The sequence below is a fragment of the Salipiger sp. ABF4_146 genome, from assembly GCF_056161345.1.
This window is the reverse complement of sequence record NZ_JBSWYX010000018.1, coordinates 49,717-64,661: the sequence shown is the minus strand read 5'-3', so window position 1 is coordinate 64,661 and position 14,945 is coordinate 49,717. Positions and strand designations below refer to the sequence as shown.

General features: G+C 56.9%; 12 protein-coding genes. 6 read left to right on the top strand and 6 right to left on the bottom strand.

Features of this window, described 5'->3' with window-relative positions:
* Together ACXAJT_RS21355 and recJ are read left to right on the top strand one after the other, a co-directional pair.
* Nucleotides 1-1,920 (top strand): ATP-dependent helicase, encoded by a 1,920-nt coding sequence (locus tag ACXAJT_RS21355; RefSeq protein WP_475238765.1) that lies wholly within the window; start codon nucleotides 1-3, stop codon nucleotides 1,918-1,920.
* 67 nt (nucleotides 1,921-1,987) lie between these two features.
* Entirely contained in the window at nucleotides 1,988-3,706 is a 1,719-nt protein-coding gene (gene recJ, locus ACXAJT_RS21350; protein ID WP_475238763.1) for a single-stranded-DNA-specific exonuclease RecJ, read from the top strand.
* A gap of 193 nt (nucleotides 3,707-3,899) precedes the next feature.
* Here recJ and ACXAJT_RS21345 read toward each other — a convergent pair whose 3' ends face one another.
* Together ACXAJT_RS21345 and ACXAJT_RS21340 are read right to left on the bottom strand one after the other, a co-directional pair.
* A complete protein-coding gene (locus ACXAJT_RS21345; RefSeq protein WP_475238761.1) occupies nucleotides 3,900-5,030 on the bottom strand; it encodes a flagellar motor protein MotB in 1,131 nt (376 codons plus the stop codon).
* Nucleotides 5,031-5,078: 48 nt separating this feature from the next.
* A complete protein-coding gene (locus tag ACXAJT_RS21340) occupies nucleotides 5,079-6,179 on the bottom strand; it encodes a hypothetical protein (RefSeq protein WP_475238759.1) in 1,101 nt (366 codons plus the stop codon).
* 87 nt (nucleotides 6,180-6,266) lie between these two features.
* Between ACXAJT_RS21340 and ACXAJT_RS21335 the strand changes: the two genes are divergently transcribed.
* Both ACXAJT_RS21335 and ACXAJT_RS21330 read left to right on the top strand, forming a co-directional pair.
* The gene (locus ACXAJT_RS21335) at nucleotides 6,267-7,853 is read left to right on the top strand and encodes a hypothetical protein (RefSeq protein WP_475238757.1); all 1,587 of its coding nucleotides are present in this window, start codon (nucleotides 6,267-6,269) and stop codon (nucleotides 7,851-7,853) included.
* A 10-nt stretch (nucleotides 7,854-7,863) separates the two neighbouring features.
* A complete protein-coding gene (locus ACXAJT_RS21330; RefSeq protein WP_475238754.1) occupies nucleotides 7,864-8,070 on the top strand; it encodes a hypothetical protein in 207 nt (68 codons plus the stop codon).
* 476 nt (nucleotides 8,071-8,546) lie between these two features.
* On the opposite strand, the gene ACXAJT_RS21325 is transcribed toward ACXAJT_RS21330, so the two are convergent.
* From ACXAJT_RS21325 to ACXAJT_RS21310, 4 genes are all read right to left on the bottom strand, one after another.
* Nucleotides 8,547-8,879, bottom strand: coding sequence for a hypothetical protein (locus ACXAJT_RS21325; RefSeq protein ID WP_475238752.1), 333 nt, complete (start codon nucleotides 8,877-8,879; stop codon nucleotides 8,547-8,549).
* Between the two features lie 10 nt (nucleotides 8,880-8,889).
* Nucleotides 8,890-9,774, bottom strand: a complete 885-nt coding sequence (locus tag ACXAJT_RS21320) for a L,D-transpeptidase family protein (RefSeq protein WP_475238750.1) — start codon at nucleotides 9,772-9,774, stop codon at nucleotides 8,890-8,892.
* A gap of 2 nt (nucleotides 9,775-9,776) precedes the next feature.
* Nucleotides 9,777-10,916 (bottom strand): tetratricopeptide repeat protein, encoded by a 1,140-nt coding sequence (locus ACXAJT_RS21315; protein WP_475238747.1) that lies wholly within the window; start codon nucleotides 10,914-10,916, stop codon nucleotides 9,777-9,779.
* A 122-nt stretch (nucleotides 10,917-11,038) separates the two neighbouring features.
* Nucleotides 11,039-11,815, bottom strand: a complete 777-nt coding sequence (locus ACXAJT_RS21310) for a Ros/MucR family transcriptional regulator (protein ID WP_475238745.1) — start codon at nucleotides 11,813-11,815, stop codon at nucleotides 11,039-11,041.
* A 291-nt stretch (nucleotides 11,816-12,106) separates the two neighbouring features.
* Between ACXAJT_RS21310 and ACXAJT_RS21305 the strand changes: the two genes are divergently transcribed.
* Complete coding sequence (locus ACXAJT_RS21305) at nucleotides 12,107-13,963, top strand: RecQ family ATP-dependent DNA helicase (protein WP_475238740.1); 1,857 nt, start codon at nucleotides 12,107-12,109, stop codon at nucleotides 13,961-13,963.
* Nucleotides 13,964-14,406: 443 nt separating this feature from the next.
* Complete coding sequence (locus ACXAJT_RS21300; RefSeq protein ID WP_475238736.1) at nucleotides 14,407-14,904, top strand: Hsp20 family protein; 498 nt, start codon at nucleotides 14,407-14,409, stop codon at nucleotides 14,902-14,904.
* Nucleotides 14,905-14,945 lie beyond the last annotated feature (41 nt).

The window sequence follows — 14,945 nt, the reverse complement described above, 5'->3', positions numbered from 1 at the left end:
ATGCCAATCACACGCGCACAGAAGGCGGCCGCCACACACTCGAAGGGTCATGCTCTCGTGTTGGCCGGACCGGGCACTGGTAAGACAACGACTTTGGTCGAACGCTGCCGAGTGCTCGTCCGGGCTGGCGTCCCGCTCGATGCGATGTTCGTGAGCACGTTCACTGCAAAGGCGGCCTCGGAAATTAAAGATCGCCTAAAAGCGTCCCTCGCGGGCGGCGACAAGAGCGTGGTGAACCAGGACGAAATCCTGAACAACGCCCACATCGGAACCTTCCATTCGCTTTGCGCGCGCCTCCTGAAGCGGTTCCCAACCGACATCGGGTTGCCCTATGACTTCGACATCATCGGTGAGGATGACCAAAGGCAGCTTCTCTACGATCTCGAGATCGAGTGGGATGAGGAGGAGGGGAACTACGTTGATTTGATCTCCCGTTGGAAGGATCAGGGGAAGACACCGGAGGAAGCCCTGTCAGAGGCCAGGGAACTCAATGACAAGTTTACAGTAGGGGCGGCTAAGGCGTACGGACGCTACGAGGACGCTCGCAAGCAGAGGGCGCAGGTAGACTTCTCAGACCTGATAACGCTCTCTACGAAAATTCTGAAAGCAGGCGGGAAGGGGCAGAAGTGGTTCCATGGTAACTTCAGTCACTTCGTCGTCGACGAATTTCAGGACAGCAACAAGACCCAGATAGAATTCCTGCAGGCGGCGCTGGGCGCACATGGCGCTCTTTGGGCCGTAGGTGACGAGAACCAGTCGCTCTACGAGTGGCGAGGAAGTAGCCCGAAATACTGTCTGAATTTTCAGAAACTCTTCCCGGGCGCCAGGCTCTACCAGCTCAATGATGGCTTCAGATGCAGTCCTCAAATTATCCAGATGTCCTCGCGGCTGATCTCGCGAAACCGGTCTCGGTATGACAAAACTCTGAAATCTGCGCGGAAAGGAAAGCAGGGCGAGTTCGTCTTGTTCAAAGGGTTTGCGACCCACGACCATGAGGCCGAGTGGATCGCCAAGCAGCTTGCCATCTTCCAGTCCAAGGGAGGCAAGCTCTCTAACACCGCGGTTCTCTTTCGAACGGGAAGCGTGGCCAACGCGATCCAGAGACAGCTGGAAAAGCTCATGCTTCCCTTTCGCCTGTCAGGAGCTGGATCCTTTTGGACCCTGCCGGAGGTGTCCCTTTATGTGACGTCCGTGGCGGCAATTGCCGGAGACAAGCGCTTCGACACGCGGCAAGGTTTCGGGCGCACCAAGGCTGGTTTCAAATGCCGCTCACTGGCAGAGCATCTAGCCGGGGAGCCGGCCAGGGTCATTGCGGAACCGATTGCTCGTGTCCTCTATGAATTTAGGCCGCGGTCACTGGATGCTGAACGCGGCGCCAGTTGGATGTCAGCAGTCGAAGCGGTGAGCAGCCTTCTTCTCGATTTGGATGATCCCAAGGCCTTTCTCGACTACGTACAAGAGCGGACGAGCGAAGAGGTTGCCGGCCAGGGTGATAGCGTGACGCTCAGCACGCTCCACTCGGCCAAGGGGCTCGAGTGGGACATGGTCTTCGTGGCGGGATGTGAGCACGATCTTCTTCCCCACTTTAAGAGTCCAAATGTCGAGGAAGAGCGTCGCCTGTTCTACGTAGGTATGACGCGTGCGCGCAGTCAGCTTGTGATGAGCTATGCACGCCGTAGGAACAATAAGCCGAAGAAACCCTCTCGATTTCTGCAGGAGGCGACCCTTGCAGAGGGAATGAATGTCGGCGTGTTCAAATGGAGCGATCCGGAGCGAAGCTCTGAGAAGCCTGCAGAGCAGAAGTCCAATGAGACCGCGGCCAAGCCAAAGATGAGCACCAGTGGCCGCAGGCGAAGGAAAACCTATCGCTACAAAGGAGGAAGGTCACTCATTCCACCTGAAGAGCGAGAGAACGGCTAACTCAATATTTATCCTTTCAAGATACGCCTGAAGTGAATAGAATGGCGTCAACATAGAAAGGATAAATATGGCTGATCTCTCTGTGCGAGGATTGGACTGGAAGGTGGCTGAGCCTGTAGAAGGTAAACTTGCAGGAATCCCTAGCGAAGTGGTCTCGATCGCGATGTCCCGTGGCATCGAAGATCTGCAGGAGTTCTTCAAACCCACCCTCAAGGGCTCCATGCCGGACCCGTTGCTTCTCAAGGATATGGACAAAGCGATCGCGCGTGGCGTCACAGCTGTGCAGGAGAAGCAGAAGGTCTGTGTCTTTGGCGACTATGACGTCGACGGGGCGACATCCTCGTCTATCCTGCTTCTATACTTGGAGGAGATGGGGTGTGAAGTGAGCTATTACATCCCACAAAGGCTTTCAGAGGGGTATGGCCCCAACGTGCCGGCGATCGAGAGGATTGCGGAGGAGAACAATCCCGATCTGATCATCTTCGCTGACTGCGGTACGGTCGCGTTTGAGCCCTTGGCTAAGGCTGCTGAGCTTGGGATGGATATCATCACGCTCGACCACCACCTGTCGGATGAAAAGCATCCTGCCGGTATTCTGGTGAACCCCAACCGCGGTGATGAGACCGGTGACTACAGCTATCTGTGCACGGCTGGCCTCGCGTTTCTCTATGTCGTGGGACTTCAAAGGGCGCTACGGGAAGCTGGCTTCTTCGAGAAGCGCGAGGAATACCCGATGCATGCCCTCATGGGGCTCGCCTGTTTCGGCACAGTCGCCGACGTGGTGCCCCTGGTCGGCTTCAACAGGGCACTCGTAAAGCTCGGCCTCAAGCACATGGACAAGAACATGGGCCTCATGGCGCTTGCTGAGTGCAATGAGATCGATCCAGCGCAGTTTTCAGAGCATACCTGCGGTTTCATTTTCGGCCCCTGCATCAACGCGGGTGGACGCATCGACGATACTCGTCTCGGGACCGCGTTGCTGACCTGCAAGGACGAAAACGAATGCCTCGAGCGCGCGCAGTACCTCTTCGAGACCAACAAGGAGCGGAAGGCGAAGCAGAGGGCTATGGAAAACGATGCCTTTGAGCAGGCAGAGACCTTCAAGGGCGACAACGTCATCGTGTGCTACGGAGAGGACTGGCACCCGGGGGTCGTGGGGATCGTGTCGTCGCGGATCACAGAAGCCTTCGACTGCCCATCGATCGTGATCGGGCAGGGCGGCAAAGGCTCCGCGCGGTCCATCGAGGGGTTCGATGTCGGGCGCCCCATCAAGAAAGCGGCCGCGGATGGAATTCTGATCAAGGGGGGCGGACACGAGATGGCGGCCGGGGTGACCATCGATCCTGAAAAGCTCCCCGAATTTCGCGCGGCTATGAATTCAGCTGGGGAGTCGATCGAGCGCCCGCCGCTCATGGCCGACCTCGAGGTCAAGTGCGGGTCCATGTCGAAGAAACTCGTGCAGAGTCTCGACCTTCTGGCGCCTTTCGGAGCCAACAACAGTCGGCCTCGAGTGGTCGTGACCGATGGCGTTCTGCTCTTCGTAAAGAAGGTGGGCGAGAAGCATGTGAAGGGAAGGATCACGGGAGAAGCCGGAGACGTCGACTTCATCATGTTCAGCGCGGTCGGCACGCCTCTCGGGGATGCTATGCTCAAGGCTAAAGGCGCTCGGGTGGATCTCTACGGCAAGATCGAGATCAACGAATACATGGGCCGGAGTACGATCCAGATTAAACCTGAGGACATCCGTCTTGTCTCTAAGTCACCGCAGGACGAGATAGAATTCTAGCACTCTTGTACCTGGCGACTTCTATCCTCGTCCGTGCGATACTGCTCGGGAGGGCGGATCGCGCCCTCTCAAGGGGAAAACCGTAGGGGCGCGCAAGCTTCTGTAGGCCCCTGGGAGCGGGGCGGCTTTCGCATTCTCCAATGCAACGACCTGTAGCCGAGAAAGCCTAAACCTTTCGGAAAATAGGCCTAGGTCATTCGGCGAGTTCTCTCAGGCCTTCGAGACCGATGGTCTCGCCCTGCCGGCCAGCGCCGCTACCCACGGGCGTCTCACGAGCGGAACTCTCACGACTACTATCGTCAGTGCTACCTGCGCCGGCCCTAGGCTCTTCGCTCTCCGGACTGGTGCTGGGCGCCAAGGCCTCATCAATCTCTTGAGGAGTGGGAGCCTGGGAATAACCAAGGACCACGCTGATGCGTCGGTTCGTTGGAGCCTCGGGGTTCTCCTCGTCAAAGGGGTCGGTATCGGCCAGGCCGGAGACCCGTACGACGCGATCTGACGTGATGCCTGAGTTGATGAATACCCTGCGGGTGGCATTCGCTCGATCCGAGAAGAGTTCCCAGTTGCCATAGCCGGTTTCGGCGCCCTCATTTCCGAAGGGCACTGCGTCAGTATGTCCCGATATCAGGATGTCATTGGGAAGCTTGGCGATCGCGGCACCAATCAGCTTCAAGAGAGACTTCGTGCGTTCACCCACTGCCGCGCTACCGCTGGCAAACATGGATTGGCCATTCTGGTCTATGATTTGAATGCGCAAACCCTCTTCGGTTTCATCAAAGATGACATTCGGGATAAGCGGCTTGAGATCGGGAACCTCATTCATCGCTTGGACGATCTCTTCCTCGAGGTTCTTGAAGCTCTGCTCATCCTTTTCTAGCAGCGCTTCCTCGAGCTCGCCCTGCATTTGCATGGCTTCATCAGATGGCTCGCCCTCAGTGGGTACCTCTTCGTATTCAACGATGGTTTCCGTAATGCCGGCCGAAGACGCGCCCATTGGGTCTTGCTGGCCGAACTGTGGCATGGCCACAGTGCTCATGGGGGAGTTCGACGAGTTGAGAGTCCCCGGGGGCCCAATGGTGTCGCCGTCTAGAGCTCCATCTCCCCCAGCGCCATTTGCGGTGCTCATCGTGGGAGTAAAGTAGTCCGCAAGTCCTTTGAGCTCCTCTTCCTCTGAGGAAGCAAGGATCCAGAGAAGCAGGAAGAAGGCCATCATGGCCGTCATGAAATCGGCGTAAGCCACTTTCCACGCCCCGCCATGGTGCCCGTGGCCGCCTTCTTCGATGACCTTCTTTACGATAATTGGTTGTTTCTTGTCGTCTGCCATGTCGTCCACCTTTGTCCCGCAAGGTGGCGGACATCGCTTTCCTGACCGTTAACCGAAGAGCTTGGTGATCTTTGAGCTCTCAGACTCTTCGTTAGTCTTTAGTTTCCTTGGGCGTGCGCGCGTTGGGAGGCCTGTGTCTATTCGGATTGGCTTCTGGCGGCAAAGGTTGAAATGTCGGCAGACAGGGCGCCGAGAACCACTTCTGAAGTCCAGGACCACATTCGCGTGTCCAAACTCCATTTCCTGATGAGAGCCATCTGCCTGAGCCATGAAGCTATACCGCTTCGTGAGGCTCTCGAGGCGGTGAGCAGCGCTATTGAGCACGTTTACCATGTGAAGCGGTATGATTTCCCAGGGATTCTTTGCAGACATGTACGGCGCAAAAACCTGGCTTTTCGCTTTCAGGAAATTCAGGATGACAGCTTCGTCACTGAGGCCTTTCTCGTCGTCTTGCAGAGTCCGGTAGCATGCAGCGCCTTTGAGCTCTCGGCCGCCGACCTTGCGCGTGCCGCGGATGACGAAGCCGTTCACGGCCCCATGCTTGAAACCGAGATACTCTTTCAGTCGCGTTAGATCGCCCAAGACGTCTGTGACCTCTTGCGCTTCGGCAGGGGAGGCGATCGCGATGCGAAAGTCTTTTTTCGCATCGTCCTTCGGGTTCGCAGAGTACAAGATGCTGCAGAGGGCTTCTGACATAGCGACGGTTGTTCTGGTCTCAGCCGCCGGAACAACCGTTTTCGCATTCCATGGGAAGACCTCTGACTGCTCAAACTGATCGACGATCACGCCCTGAAGCTCTACCAGATCGCCGGGGTGGAGGCTGTCGGCAATTCTGGGAACTTCCCCGTGGCAAGCGGGCTTGATCGCGAATGAGGAGTACACGTCTTCGGCTGGTGCAGACTTCTTAGCGGCTTCTTCGCTTCGAAAGCGCACAGTTACCTCTTTGGAGCCTGCTCCAAATGCATCTGATCTCACTTTCATGACCGGAACGTCACCAGTGCTTATGACCGACGCCAACACGTTACCCTGGGAGGGTTCTGTCGTGTCAAATACGCTTTTCTGGTCAAACTCTTGATAGCCTTGCTGAACGCTTTTGGTCTTCTTGCGTACGACACTAAACTGGCCCTGAGATTTGAACTGAGGTCTCATTCGACGGTTTCACCCTGCGGTTAACGTTCTCGTAAGAGATGTAGTGTAGCGCTTTATCATACTTAGAGCCCAACGGAACTACATCTTATGGCAATCAAACTGATGGGCAGAAGAGCGCCGAAGAAGCCTTCTCTGCCCGCATTTAACTATATTGGTTACCACTTCGAGGCTCTAGGTCTATTTTGTGACACTGACCAGCCAATGCAGGCGGCTTTCGTTAAGCTCGACCAAAACTTGGATGTGGTCAAGACAATCAACCTCAAGATTGCGAGAACTCCTTATGCGGTGCCGGGCCCCAAAGCACTTGAGGTCACTGGACTTCGGCCTTCTGATCTTACGTCCTCGGATCGTATCACCGAATATGAGGCTGCTAAGGAGGTCAGCAAGACTGTTGGAACGCGCTCCGCAGCTGACGGACAAAAGACGGTCATCTTCGGCTACAACATCCTTTCCTACGATGAGCGGCTCCTGAGATACTTTCTATTTCGCAATCTGCAGGACACGTACCTTACCACGGGTAAGGATGTGCGGCGTCTCGATTTGTATCCTGCGTTTCAGTACCTGGATTTTATCCGCCCGGGGATCATCAAACCGGGGACGAAGGATGACGGTTCTGTAAGTTGGCGCCTATCAGATGTGATGATCGCCAACGGGATGATTTCTGAAAATGCCCACGATGCTGAGGCAGACACGCTGATGACCAAGGATCTGCTTGTCATCTTTGTGCGGGCCGCCCCGTCCGTGTTCCAGCAGTTCGTGGACCTCTCCAACAAGAAGTATGTTGGCAGCCTTATCCAGAAACACATGACCGGCGGAGACTTCCTTTTCGAATTTTCGCACTTTGGTGCGCCAGAGGTTACGCCATTCGCTCCGATGGCGAAGGTCGGAAACAGTGGCTACAAGACAGTTGGTGTCGACCTGGCTATTCATCCAAGAGAGTGGATGCACATGTCGGCCGAAGAGATCGCTGAAAACCTTTACAAGGGCGACGGTCCTTTTCGTATCATTAAGCACAATGCATGTCCTGTACTCGTGGACCGGCACGATAGAAGCCTGCGCATGCGTCTGACTGAGATGCGCTACCGGTGCGATTTTGACACCTTGGAGCGTCGCGCCGAGCACATTCGGCGGCCAGACATCGTGAAGAAGTTCCAAGAGGTGGCCTCCATAATGGAGGCAGACGGGCGCCAGAAGTTCTCTGGCCGAAAGGTTGCCCGCGAGTCCGAGATCTACAATAAGTTCGTCAGCAACGAGGACCGAAACCGGTGCAGGATCATTTCTCGAGAGGAGGAGTGGGATCGTCGGCTCCAGCAGATTGAAAAGCTCACGGACCCGAGGTTGAAGGACTTTGCCGGCCGGCTGGTCGCCCTGCATGCCCCCGAGGAGTTAGTTCAGGAAGAACACCTCCTGGCGCTGCGAGAGCAGTACGCAATCCGCCTCAACGATAGCGATGACAGCGGGACGGTTCAGACGATCGCTATTGCAGAGAGGGAACTTGAGAAGGTGGAAGACCCGGTCCTGAGGGAGGAGTGTGCTGAGATGCTCAAGAATCTTCGCCAAGAGTTCCGCGAGGAGATTGAGGTCATCGACGAGTGTATTGCTGAGATGAGAACATTCGATATGGCGAAGAGTGAAAAAAAGCAGGGAGAGCTCGATCTTGGCCTGTTCGTGTGAGTCCTCAGCCATGCATCCATTCGTGCGCATTGCGCGCAAGCGGCTCGAGATGAACGCCCAAGTTGCCGCCAATGCCATCGGGTGCGACATCGCTCACGTTCTCTCAATGGCTGCTGATCACCTTCAGGTCGTGGCAGACAACATCGAGAAGGGGCGGGCAGATGACGGCGCAGATTTACAGGCGGCGCGTGAGGCAGTGCCTCAAACTTTCCGATAGCTAGTTGTCCAGTGTCGCATCGATCTCAATGAGGGTCCGCCTCTGTTGACCGCGGGGCGGCACCGACACCTGGGCATTCTCGATGCCGTATCCTGAGAAAGACAGCTGCAGGGCTCCCAACGCGGCGTTCGGTTCGCGAACGGCGTATCCGTTGTCTATAAGGTGTTTCCGCCACGCGGCTAGGATTGTCTCGGGTTTAGCTTGCGTCTCTAAGCGTAGCAATCGCATCGACGATCCGATAGCTCGCGTCGTGACAACCTCTGCGTCCTGAGGGAGCACGAGGACCTCAGGCAGCCAGTCAGGGGGCGGGTCTCCGGCCGAGGCGTTCATCGCAGCCAGAGAGAGCAGGACGCAGAAGGCGCAGGCAGGTAGAGTTCGGGGCACGTGCAGACCTTCGATTCCGATTTTTCGAGGACTTCAGGGTACCCTGACTATTGCTTCCGATGCCAGATACGAAAAGGAGGCATAAGCGAGCTTTAGCCCATTCGGCTTCTGGCCTTCAGTAGGGCGTCGTGCCCCGCAAGAACGGTGACCAGGGCGAAAAACCCCAGCGCGCCGGCTGTGGCCCAGGTTTTGAGAATGAGCATGCCTTGTCCTGTCACAAGAGCGCCCTGAACCCAGGCCAGAACGATCTCGTATTTGTCCCAGTGGGCCGTCGGGAAGGCCAGTTCCATCCACGCGTCCCGTATCTGCCATAGACAGTAGGCGGCCATATGCGCGGACAGGAAGGCTACGATGCCAGCGAAGGTGATGGAGAGCCCGTCGATCATCAGTCCCAGGGCGCGGAAGCATTTTCGGATGGTCGTCATGATAGAGCCTTCAAAGGTTTCCTGTCATGGTAGATTGGCAAGTCGCCCTTTCCTTCTGGTATATGTCGTCGAAAAGGACCACTTCGCCGGCGCTGTTCGGCCAGGCGGTGTAGTAGCCCATCACGATCGGAACATCTCCTGGAACCGGGATGTCCCGTGTCCAACCATCGCGGGCCATAGCCCCAATCGTCTTCTCCGACTTGCCGAGCAGCCAAGATGCGAACCACCTTGGGTTTTCGAGGCGAACGCAGCCGTGCGAGAGGGTGATCGGACTTCCATCATAGAAGTTCTCGCGGTTCCTGGTGTCATGCAGGTAGATCGCTTGGGAGCTTCCTATGTTGAAGCGGTACTCGCCCAGCGCGTTGTATCGTCCCGGAGACTGAATAAACTTCGCAACCCTCTGCGGTGCTTTCCCGGCCTCGGCAATGGTCATGAGCTCGCCCGCGGCGTCCCGGATTTCGAACCGGTTCCGGCGGAAGAATTCTGGTTCGGTGCGCAGACGGTCGAGCCATTGCTCCTCGCGTACGATAGACCACGGCACAGTCCAGGTCGGGTTGATCCGAACTGAGGTGATCTGGGTCTCGTGTTGGGGGGTCTCGTGTGATGCTTTTCCGACGATAGCCTTCATCTCTTTCAGAGGCAGGCCGTCCTCGTAAGCGACCAGAGTTCCGGCGGCGATGTTGACGAGAACGAACTTTCCAGTGTCGGGGAAACTTACGTTGGCCAGGTTTCCGAGGGTGAGGTCGATTGCCGCCCGTTCCCGGCTACATTGGGCCACGAAAGGGCGTGCAGAGGCGATGAAGTCTGCAAACGCCTTAGCCCCATCGGCAATGGTGGCCGACGGGGCTAGTGTGGCGGCAACGAAGGCCGCGATCCTCAAGAGAGGCCGGTGCATGGTCAGCCGTTGCCTCCGCTGGTCATAAGCCAGTTCGTGGACCAGCTCTGACCAGCCTTCACGTTCTCGGTCGGCAGGTACGAAGTTACCCAATCTCGCATGGCACGGGCCCAGGTCTCTTCTCGGTAGCCAGTCTCACTGGAGGCTGCGATGTTGAACCAGGCATACGCCATAGAAGGATTGCGCTCGATACCGCGCCCCTCAAGGTAGAGTTTCCCAAGCAGATACTGAGAGGGAACGTAGCCTGCCTCTGCAGACTGGATGACATTCCGAGCGCCTTCTTCAAGGTTGCGGGGAACTCCGTTGCCCTGGAGGTATGCGAGCCCAAGGTTGAACTGAGCAGTTCGATCTCCCTCAGATGCGTCTTCGCGCCAGCTCTCCACCTCGTTAAGCTTGCGAGCGACGACGGCGACGTCACTGGAGGTGCAGGACGCGCAGCCACTTTCCACCGCGAGAACATCTGACAGCATCGCCGACTTGTCTGCGAGTGGCGTGTTGAAGAACCTTTGCCAGAGAGAGCTGTAATCGCTCCCCATGGATGCGATCTCCCAGTAGATTACATCACCCTCGTTAGCCCAGTTGTTCAGGAGCTCACCAACCGCGGCATGGCGCTGGGCTTCTGACTTTGCAGCCATGGCGACGTAGTTGGTCATGAAGCTCTGTGCGCGTGCATTCCCCTGGTTCGCGGCAGTCGCGATGAAGTCGAGACCGCGTGACGGCTCGCGCGCGACTCCAGAGAAGCCGTAGTAGTAGGCCAGCCCGAGGTTGAAGCGAGCAGACGAATTACCGGCCCGCGCCCCCTGCACGAAAAGATCGAAGGCTTCGTCCGTTCTGGCCTTGCGAGTGTCTTCGGTGAGCAGGAGGACCGCCAGCTCATTCATGGCGCGGGTGTCATTTTCAGACTTTATCGCCTGACGGTAGTAGTTCTCAGCGATTTCATGGTTCATGGGCGCGCCGAGGCCATGGTGATAGGCCGTTCCGCGTTCAAACGCATCGATGTCGCTTGCTGCTTTGTCTTCCGCGATCTCAGTGGGGAAGGGGGTGACGCTGTCGGAGGTAAGGTACCCCGGGCGTTGATCGTCAGCCCCACAGGCAGCAACGCCGCAAAGCAGGAGGGTGAATAGGGTTGTCTTGGTTTGCATGCTTGGCTCCGCAGTTCTTTCCTGCAACCAAGCACATCGCCGTTAAAATGGAGCCAACACGAGGCTCAAAAAGAAAATCGCCGGACCATTGGCCCGGCGATCGCATTCAAACAACCCTAAGGTCAGGCAGCGTTCTTCTTCTTGCGGCCTCGACGCTTGGGCGCATACTTGGAGTCCTTCTGACCGAACTTGATGTTCTTCGCGTAGTCCGATTTGGACTCGGAGTAGTTCGGTGCAGTGACGGGATAGTCGTCCGGGAGGTCCCAGCGCTTGCGGTACTGCTCGGGTGTCAGGTTGTGGGCCGAACCCAGGTGACGCTTGAGCATTTTCATGCCGCGGCCGCACTCGAGACAGAAGATCTCGTCGTCTGTGAGGGCATCTTCGATCGGGAGCGCCGGCGGGCCATCCGGCATTTCGACCTGGACTTCATCAGTCCCTTGGACTTCGGGCTCTTCTTCTTCGAGGACCGCGGGCTGCACGTTCTCAACAGTGGCCTCAGCCTTGGTTGTCGAACGCTTATTCCTTGTTTTAGGAGCCTCTTCTACGGGCTGAGTTGCCTCGGGAGCGGTCTCTGCCTTTGGCTTGCGGGGTGCGCGGCGCTTTTTGGGAGCCGAGGTCTCGGTTGCGACCGGAGCCGTGTTGGTTGCCTCTTCAAAGAGGTCTGCGGCGCGGGCAGTCTCTTCGGGGGCACTCTGAGGCTCAACAGCCGGTGCGGTTTGTTCCGGGGCCGGAGCGGGGGCCGGCGCTTCTTCGACCGGAGACGTGGTGGAGGCGGGTGCTTCTGTTCCCATTAGAGTCTTCATCTCGCGAAGGAGTTTTACAACATCGTCTGCGCTGGATGACTCTTTGGACGCAAAAGCCTCGGCTATCTTAAACCACTGGGTATCTTCGGATGCCATTTGGGGGATACTCCATCAATTTGGGAGTTAACGGGGTCGTTGATGGCCCTTTATGTGACTTTTCAGAGTGTTTCGTCAAGAATTTATCCATTTTATAGAGCAAAATTCAGAGTCTTTTTCCATGCCTGCCGCCGCATGCTAGTTTGTTCTTTGTATGTTCTCCTTTCATTCCTTTTTTGATCTTGTTAGGGTTGTCGTGCATAAGGAAAGTGCTTCTCTTTGGCGTCACCGAGAAGGAAGTGCGAAAGGCACTGCGTGCTATTTTCCTTCGCAAATCGCTAATGAGGCTACATGAACATGGGTAACGACCTTAAGGAAAGCACTGGAACTCCCTTAGGAGTACTCAAGAAGGTCTTCGGGTATGATGGATTCCGTCTGAACCAACAGGAGATTGTCGACGCTGTCGTCTCGGGGGAGAACGTGTTCGTGCTCATGCCGACGGGCGGCGGTAAGTCCTTGTGCTACCAGGTTCCCGGCCTCATCCGTGAAGGGGTTGCTGTTGTGGTTTCTCCTTTGGTCGCTCTGATGAAGGATCAGGTCGACGCCCTTAGGGGGCGGGGCGTGCGTGCAGAGTACATCTCCAGTTCACAGTCTGCGGCCACTCACCGGGATATTCTGTCGGGTATTCGTGCAGGGGAGGTGGATTTCCTTTACGTGGCGCCAGAAAGGCTCCAACTGCCTCGCTTTCAAGAGTTCCTTCGAAGCGTGAAGGTAGCTCTCTTCGCGATCGATGAGGCGCACTGTGTCTCTCAATGGGGGCACGATTTCAGGAGTGCATACCGGGAGGTGGGCTGTGTCTTGGAAGCGTTCGAGGGAACTCCGAAGATTGCGCTGACGGCGACCGCGGACCCCACAACACAGAACGACATCGTTGCTTCTTTGGGGTTGGAGGGCGCACGCTGGTTTCAGTCGAGCTTCCAGAGGGAAAATTTGTCCGTGGAGATCCGGAAGGTTGAGGGCGAAGTCCTGCCTCACCTTCACAAGTTCCTCAAATCGCACAGTGGACAGGCTGGCATCATCTATCGCGCGAGTAGAAAGGGTGTCGACGAGACTGTTCTGGAACTGACACGGAAGGGATTGAACGCTGTAGGCTATCATGCCGGCATGTCCTCAGAAGACCGTGAAAGAGCTCAGGAGAGGTTCCTCGAGGAAGAGGAAATTATCGTTGTTGCTACGATTGCTTTCGGGATGGGGATCGATAGGGGCGACGTTCGCTTTGTCGTGCACCTGGAGCCGCCGTCTACCTTGGAGGGGTACTACCAGGAGATCGGGCGGGCAGGCCGTGATGGCAAGCCTGCTTCGGCCTTGATGCTGTTTGAGAAGAAGGCTCTCGGGAAGCAGCGCCAGAAGATCGAAGCCAATAGAGAGATGGATGATGACCGCCGCGCGGTTTTGCGCTCCAAGCTGGAGAGCGTGATCTCGATGATTGAGACGCCGAGTTGCCGCATGAAGCCCTTGCTAGCCTACTTCGGCGAGGTCGACACGCAGCCCTGCGGCAAGTGCGATAATTGCCGGAGACCTCCGCTTACAAGAAACGGGCGAGAACAAGCACTGACGGTGTTCCGGGCAGCGATCGAGACTGATGAACGATATGGTACCTCCACGCTCGCAAGGATGCTTTCGCCTGAGCCGGGGATGGATGACCAGGATCGGTCCAACGCCCTGCAATGCGATGGTGCAGGGCGTTCGCTGCCGCAGGACACGTGGAAGTCGATCATTCGGCAGCTTATCGGTAGCGGCTACATGGCGATCCGCCCCGAGCGCTATGGGGCCCTCAAGGTCACACTTCACGGCCGGCGAGCGCTTCTGTCCGATACGGCAGAAATCATGCTGTCAGGAAATTGGCATGAGATCGCACCCACGATTGAGGTCGAAGAGTACGTTGCTTTGTCTGAAGGGCAGCGCGATCGCCTTCCAGCAGGACTACAGGAGAAATTTGTCACGCTGAGGGAGCGGCTCTCTGAAAATATCGATGCCGGTCGGGTTAGAGAAATTGAGATCGTGAGGATCGTTGAGGCGCGACCAACGACGCACGAAGAAATTTCAGAGTTGTCGGAGAATGAGGCCATCCGAAGCGAGGCGGAGGACATCATCGCGCTGTTCGCCCCGAAGGCCGCAGACGAGCTGGCCTTCGGGATCGAGCTCTGACACACGTGAGGAATCAGCGAGAGCCGCAGCAGGCTTTGGACATCCAGGCTAACCAGGAGCGGGGAAAGCGGACCGAAAAAGACTAGGGCATCGCTCCGGCCCTACGCGATCATCGGCTCAAGCTGTTGATTTCCACTCAGTGGTCCGCTGAGCAGAAGGGCGCTCACAAGCCCCGATTCCGCAATAATGCGGTTACCGGTGGTGTCGGTGGCAAAGAGGGGACGTTCCACCAATGTGCCTCGATGGCGGGCACACAAGGAAGTGCGTGAAATATAGAATTTCTGTTCGCAAATAAAAGTTTTGAGTACCCTCTTGAAACCGTAAGGTGCTGTTCCAAATAAGTTTATGCTGATCGCCCAGATGGGGGTCGGTGACAAGGCGGGACGCCGTTCTTGCGGTGCTTCCGACGTCTGTACCCATGTTGCTCAAAGGAGGATGTGGCTATGGCAACGAGACTTGATTTTGCACCTCTGTTTCGTTCGAATATCGGTTTCGACCGTATGCTCGACGCGCTTGAGGCCGCCCGTCGGGTGGAAACGCTCGACAACTGGCCGCCCTACGACATCGTCAAGGCCGGTGAGGACGACTATCGCATTGACATGGCGGTTGCGGGCTTTGCCGAAGACGATCTGACCCTGACCCAAGACAAGAACATGCTGATCGTGTCAGGCGTTAAGGAAATGCCCGATGGTGACGACGGTGCCAGTTATCTTTATCGCGGCATCGCCGGTCGGTCGTTTGAACGTCGGTTCGAATTGGCTGATCACGTCCGGGTCGAAGGGGCTACGCTGTCGAACGGCCTGCTGATCGTCCAGCTCAAACGCGAGGTCCCCGAGGAACTCAAACCGCGCCGGATCGAGATCGCGTCGCCTGAGGTGACCGAGGGTCTCGAGGCCAGGCAGCTTGAGACAGCTCCAGAGCCGGAACCGGTCGCGGCCTGAACCACCTTGGGCCCAGAACGGGACGATCCGGCCGCTCGGGT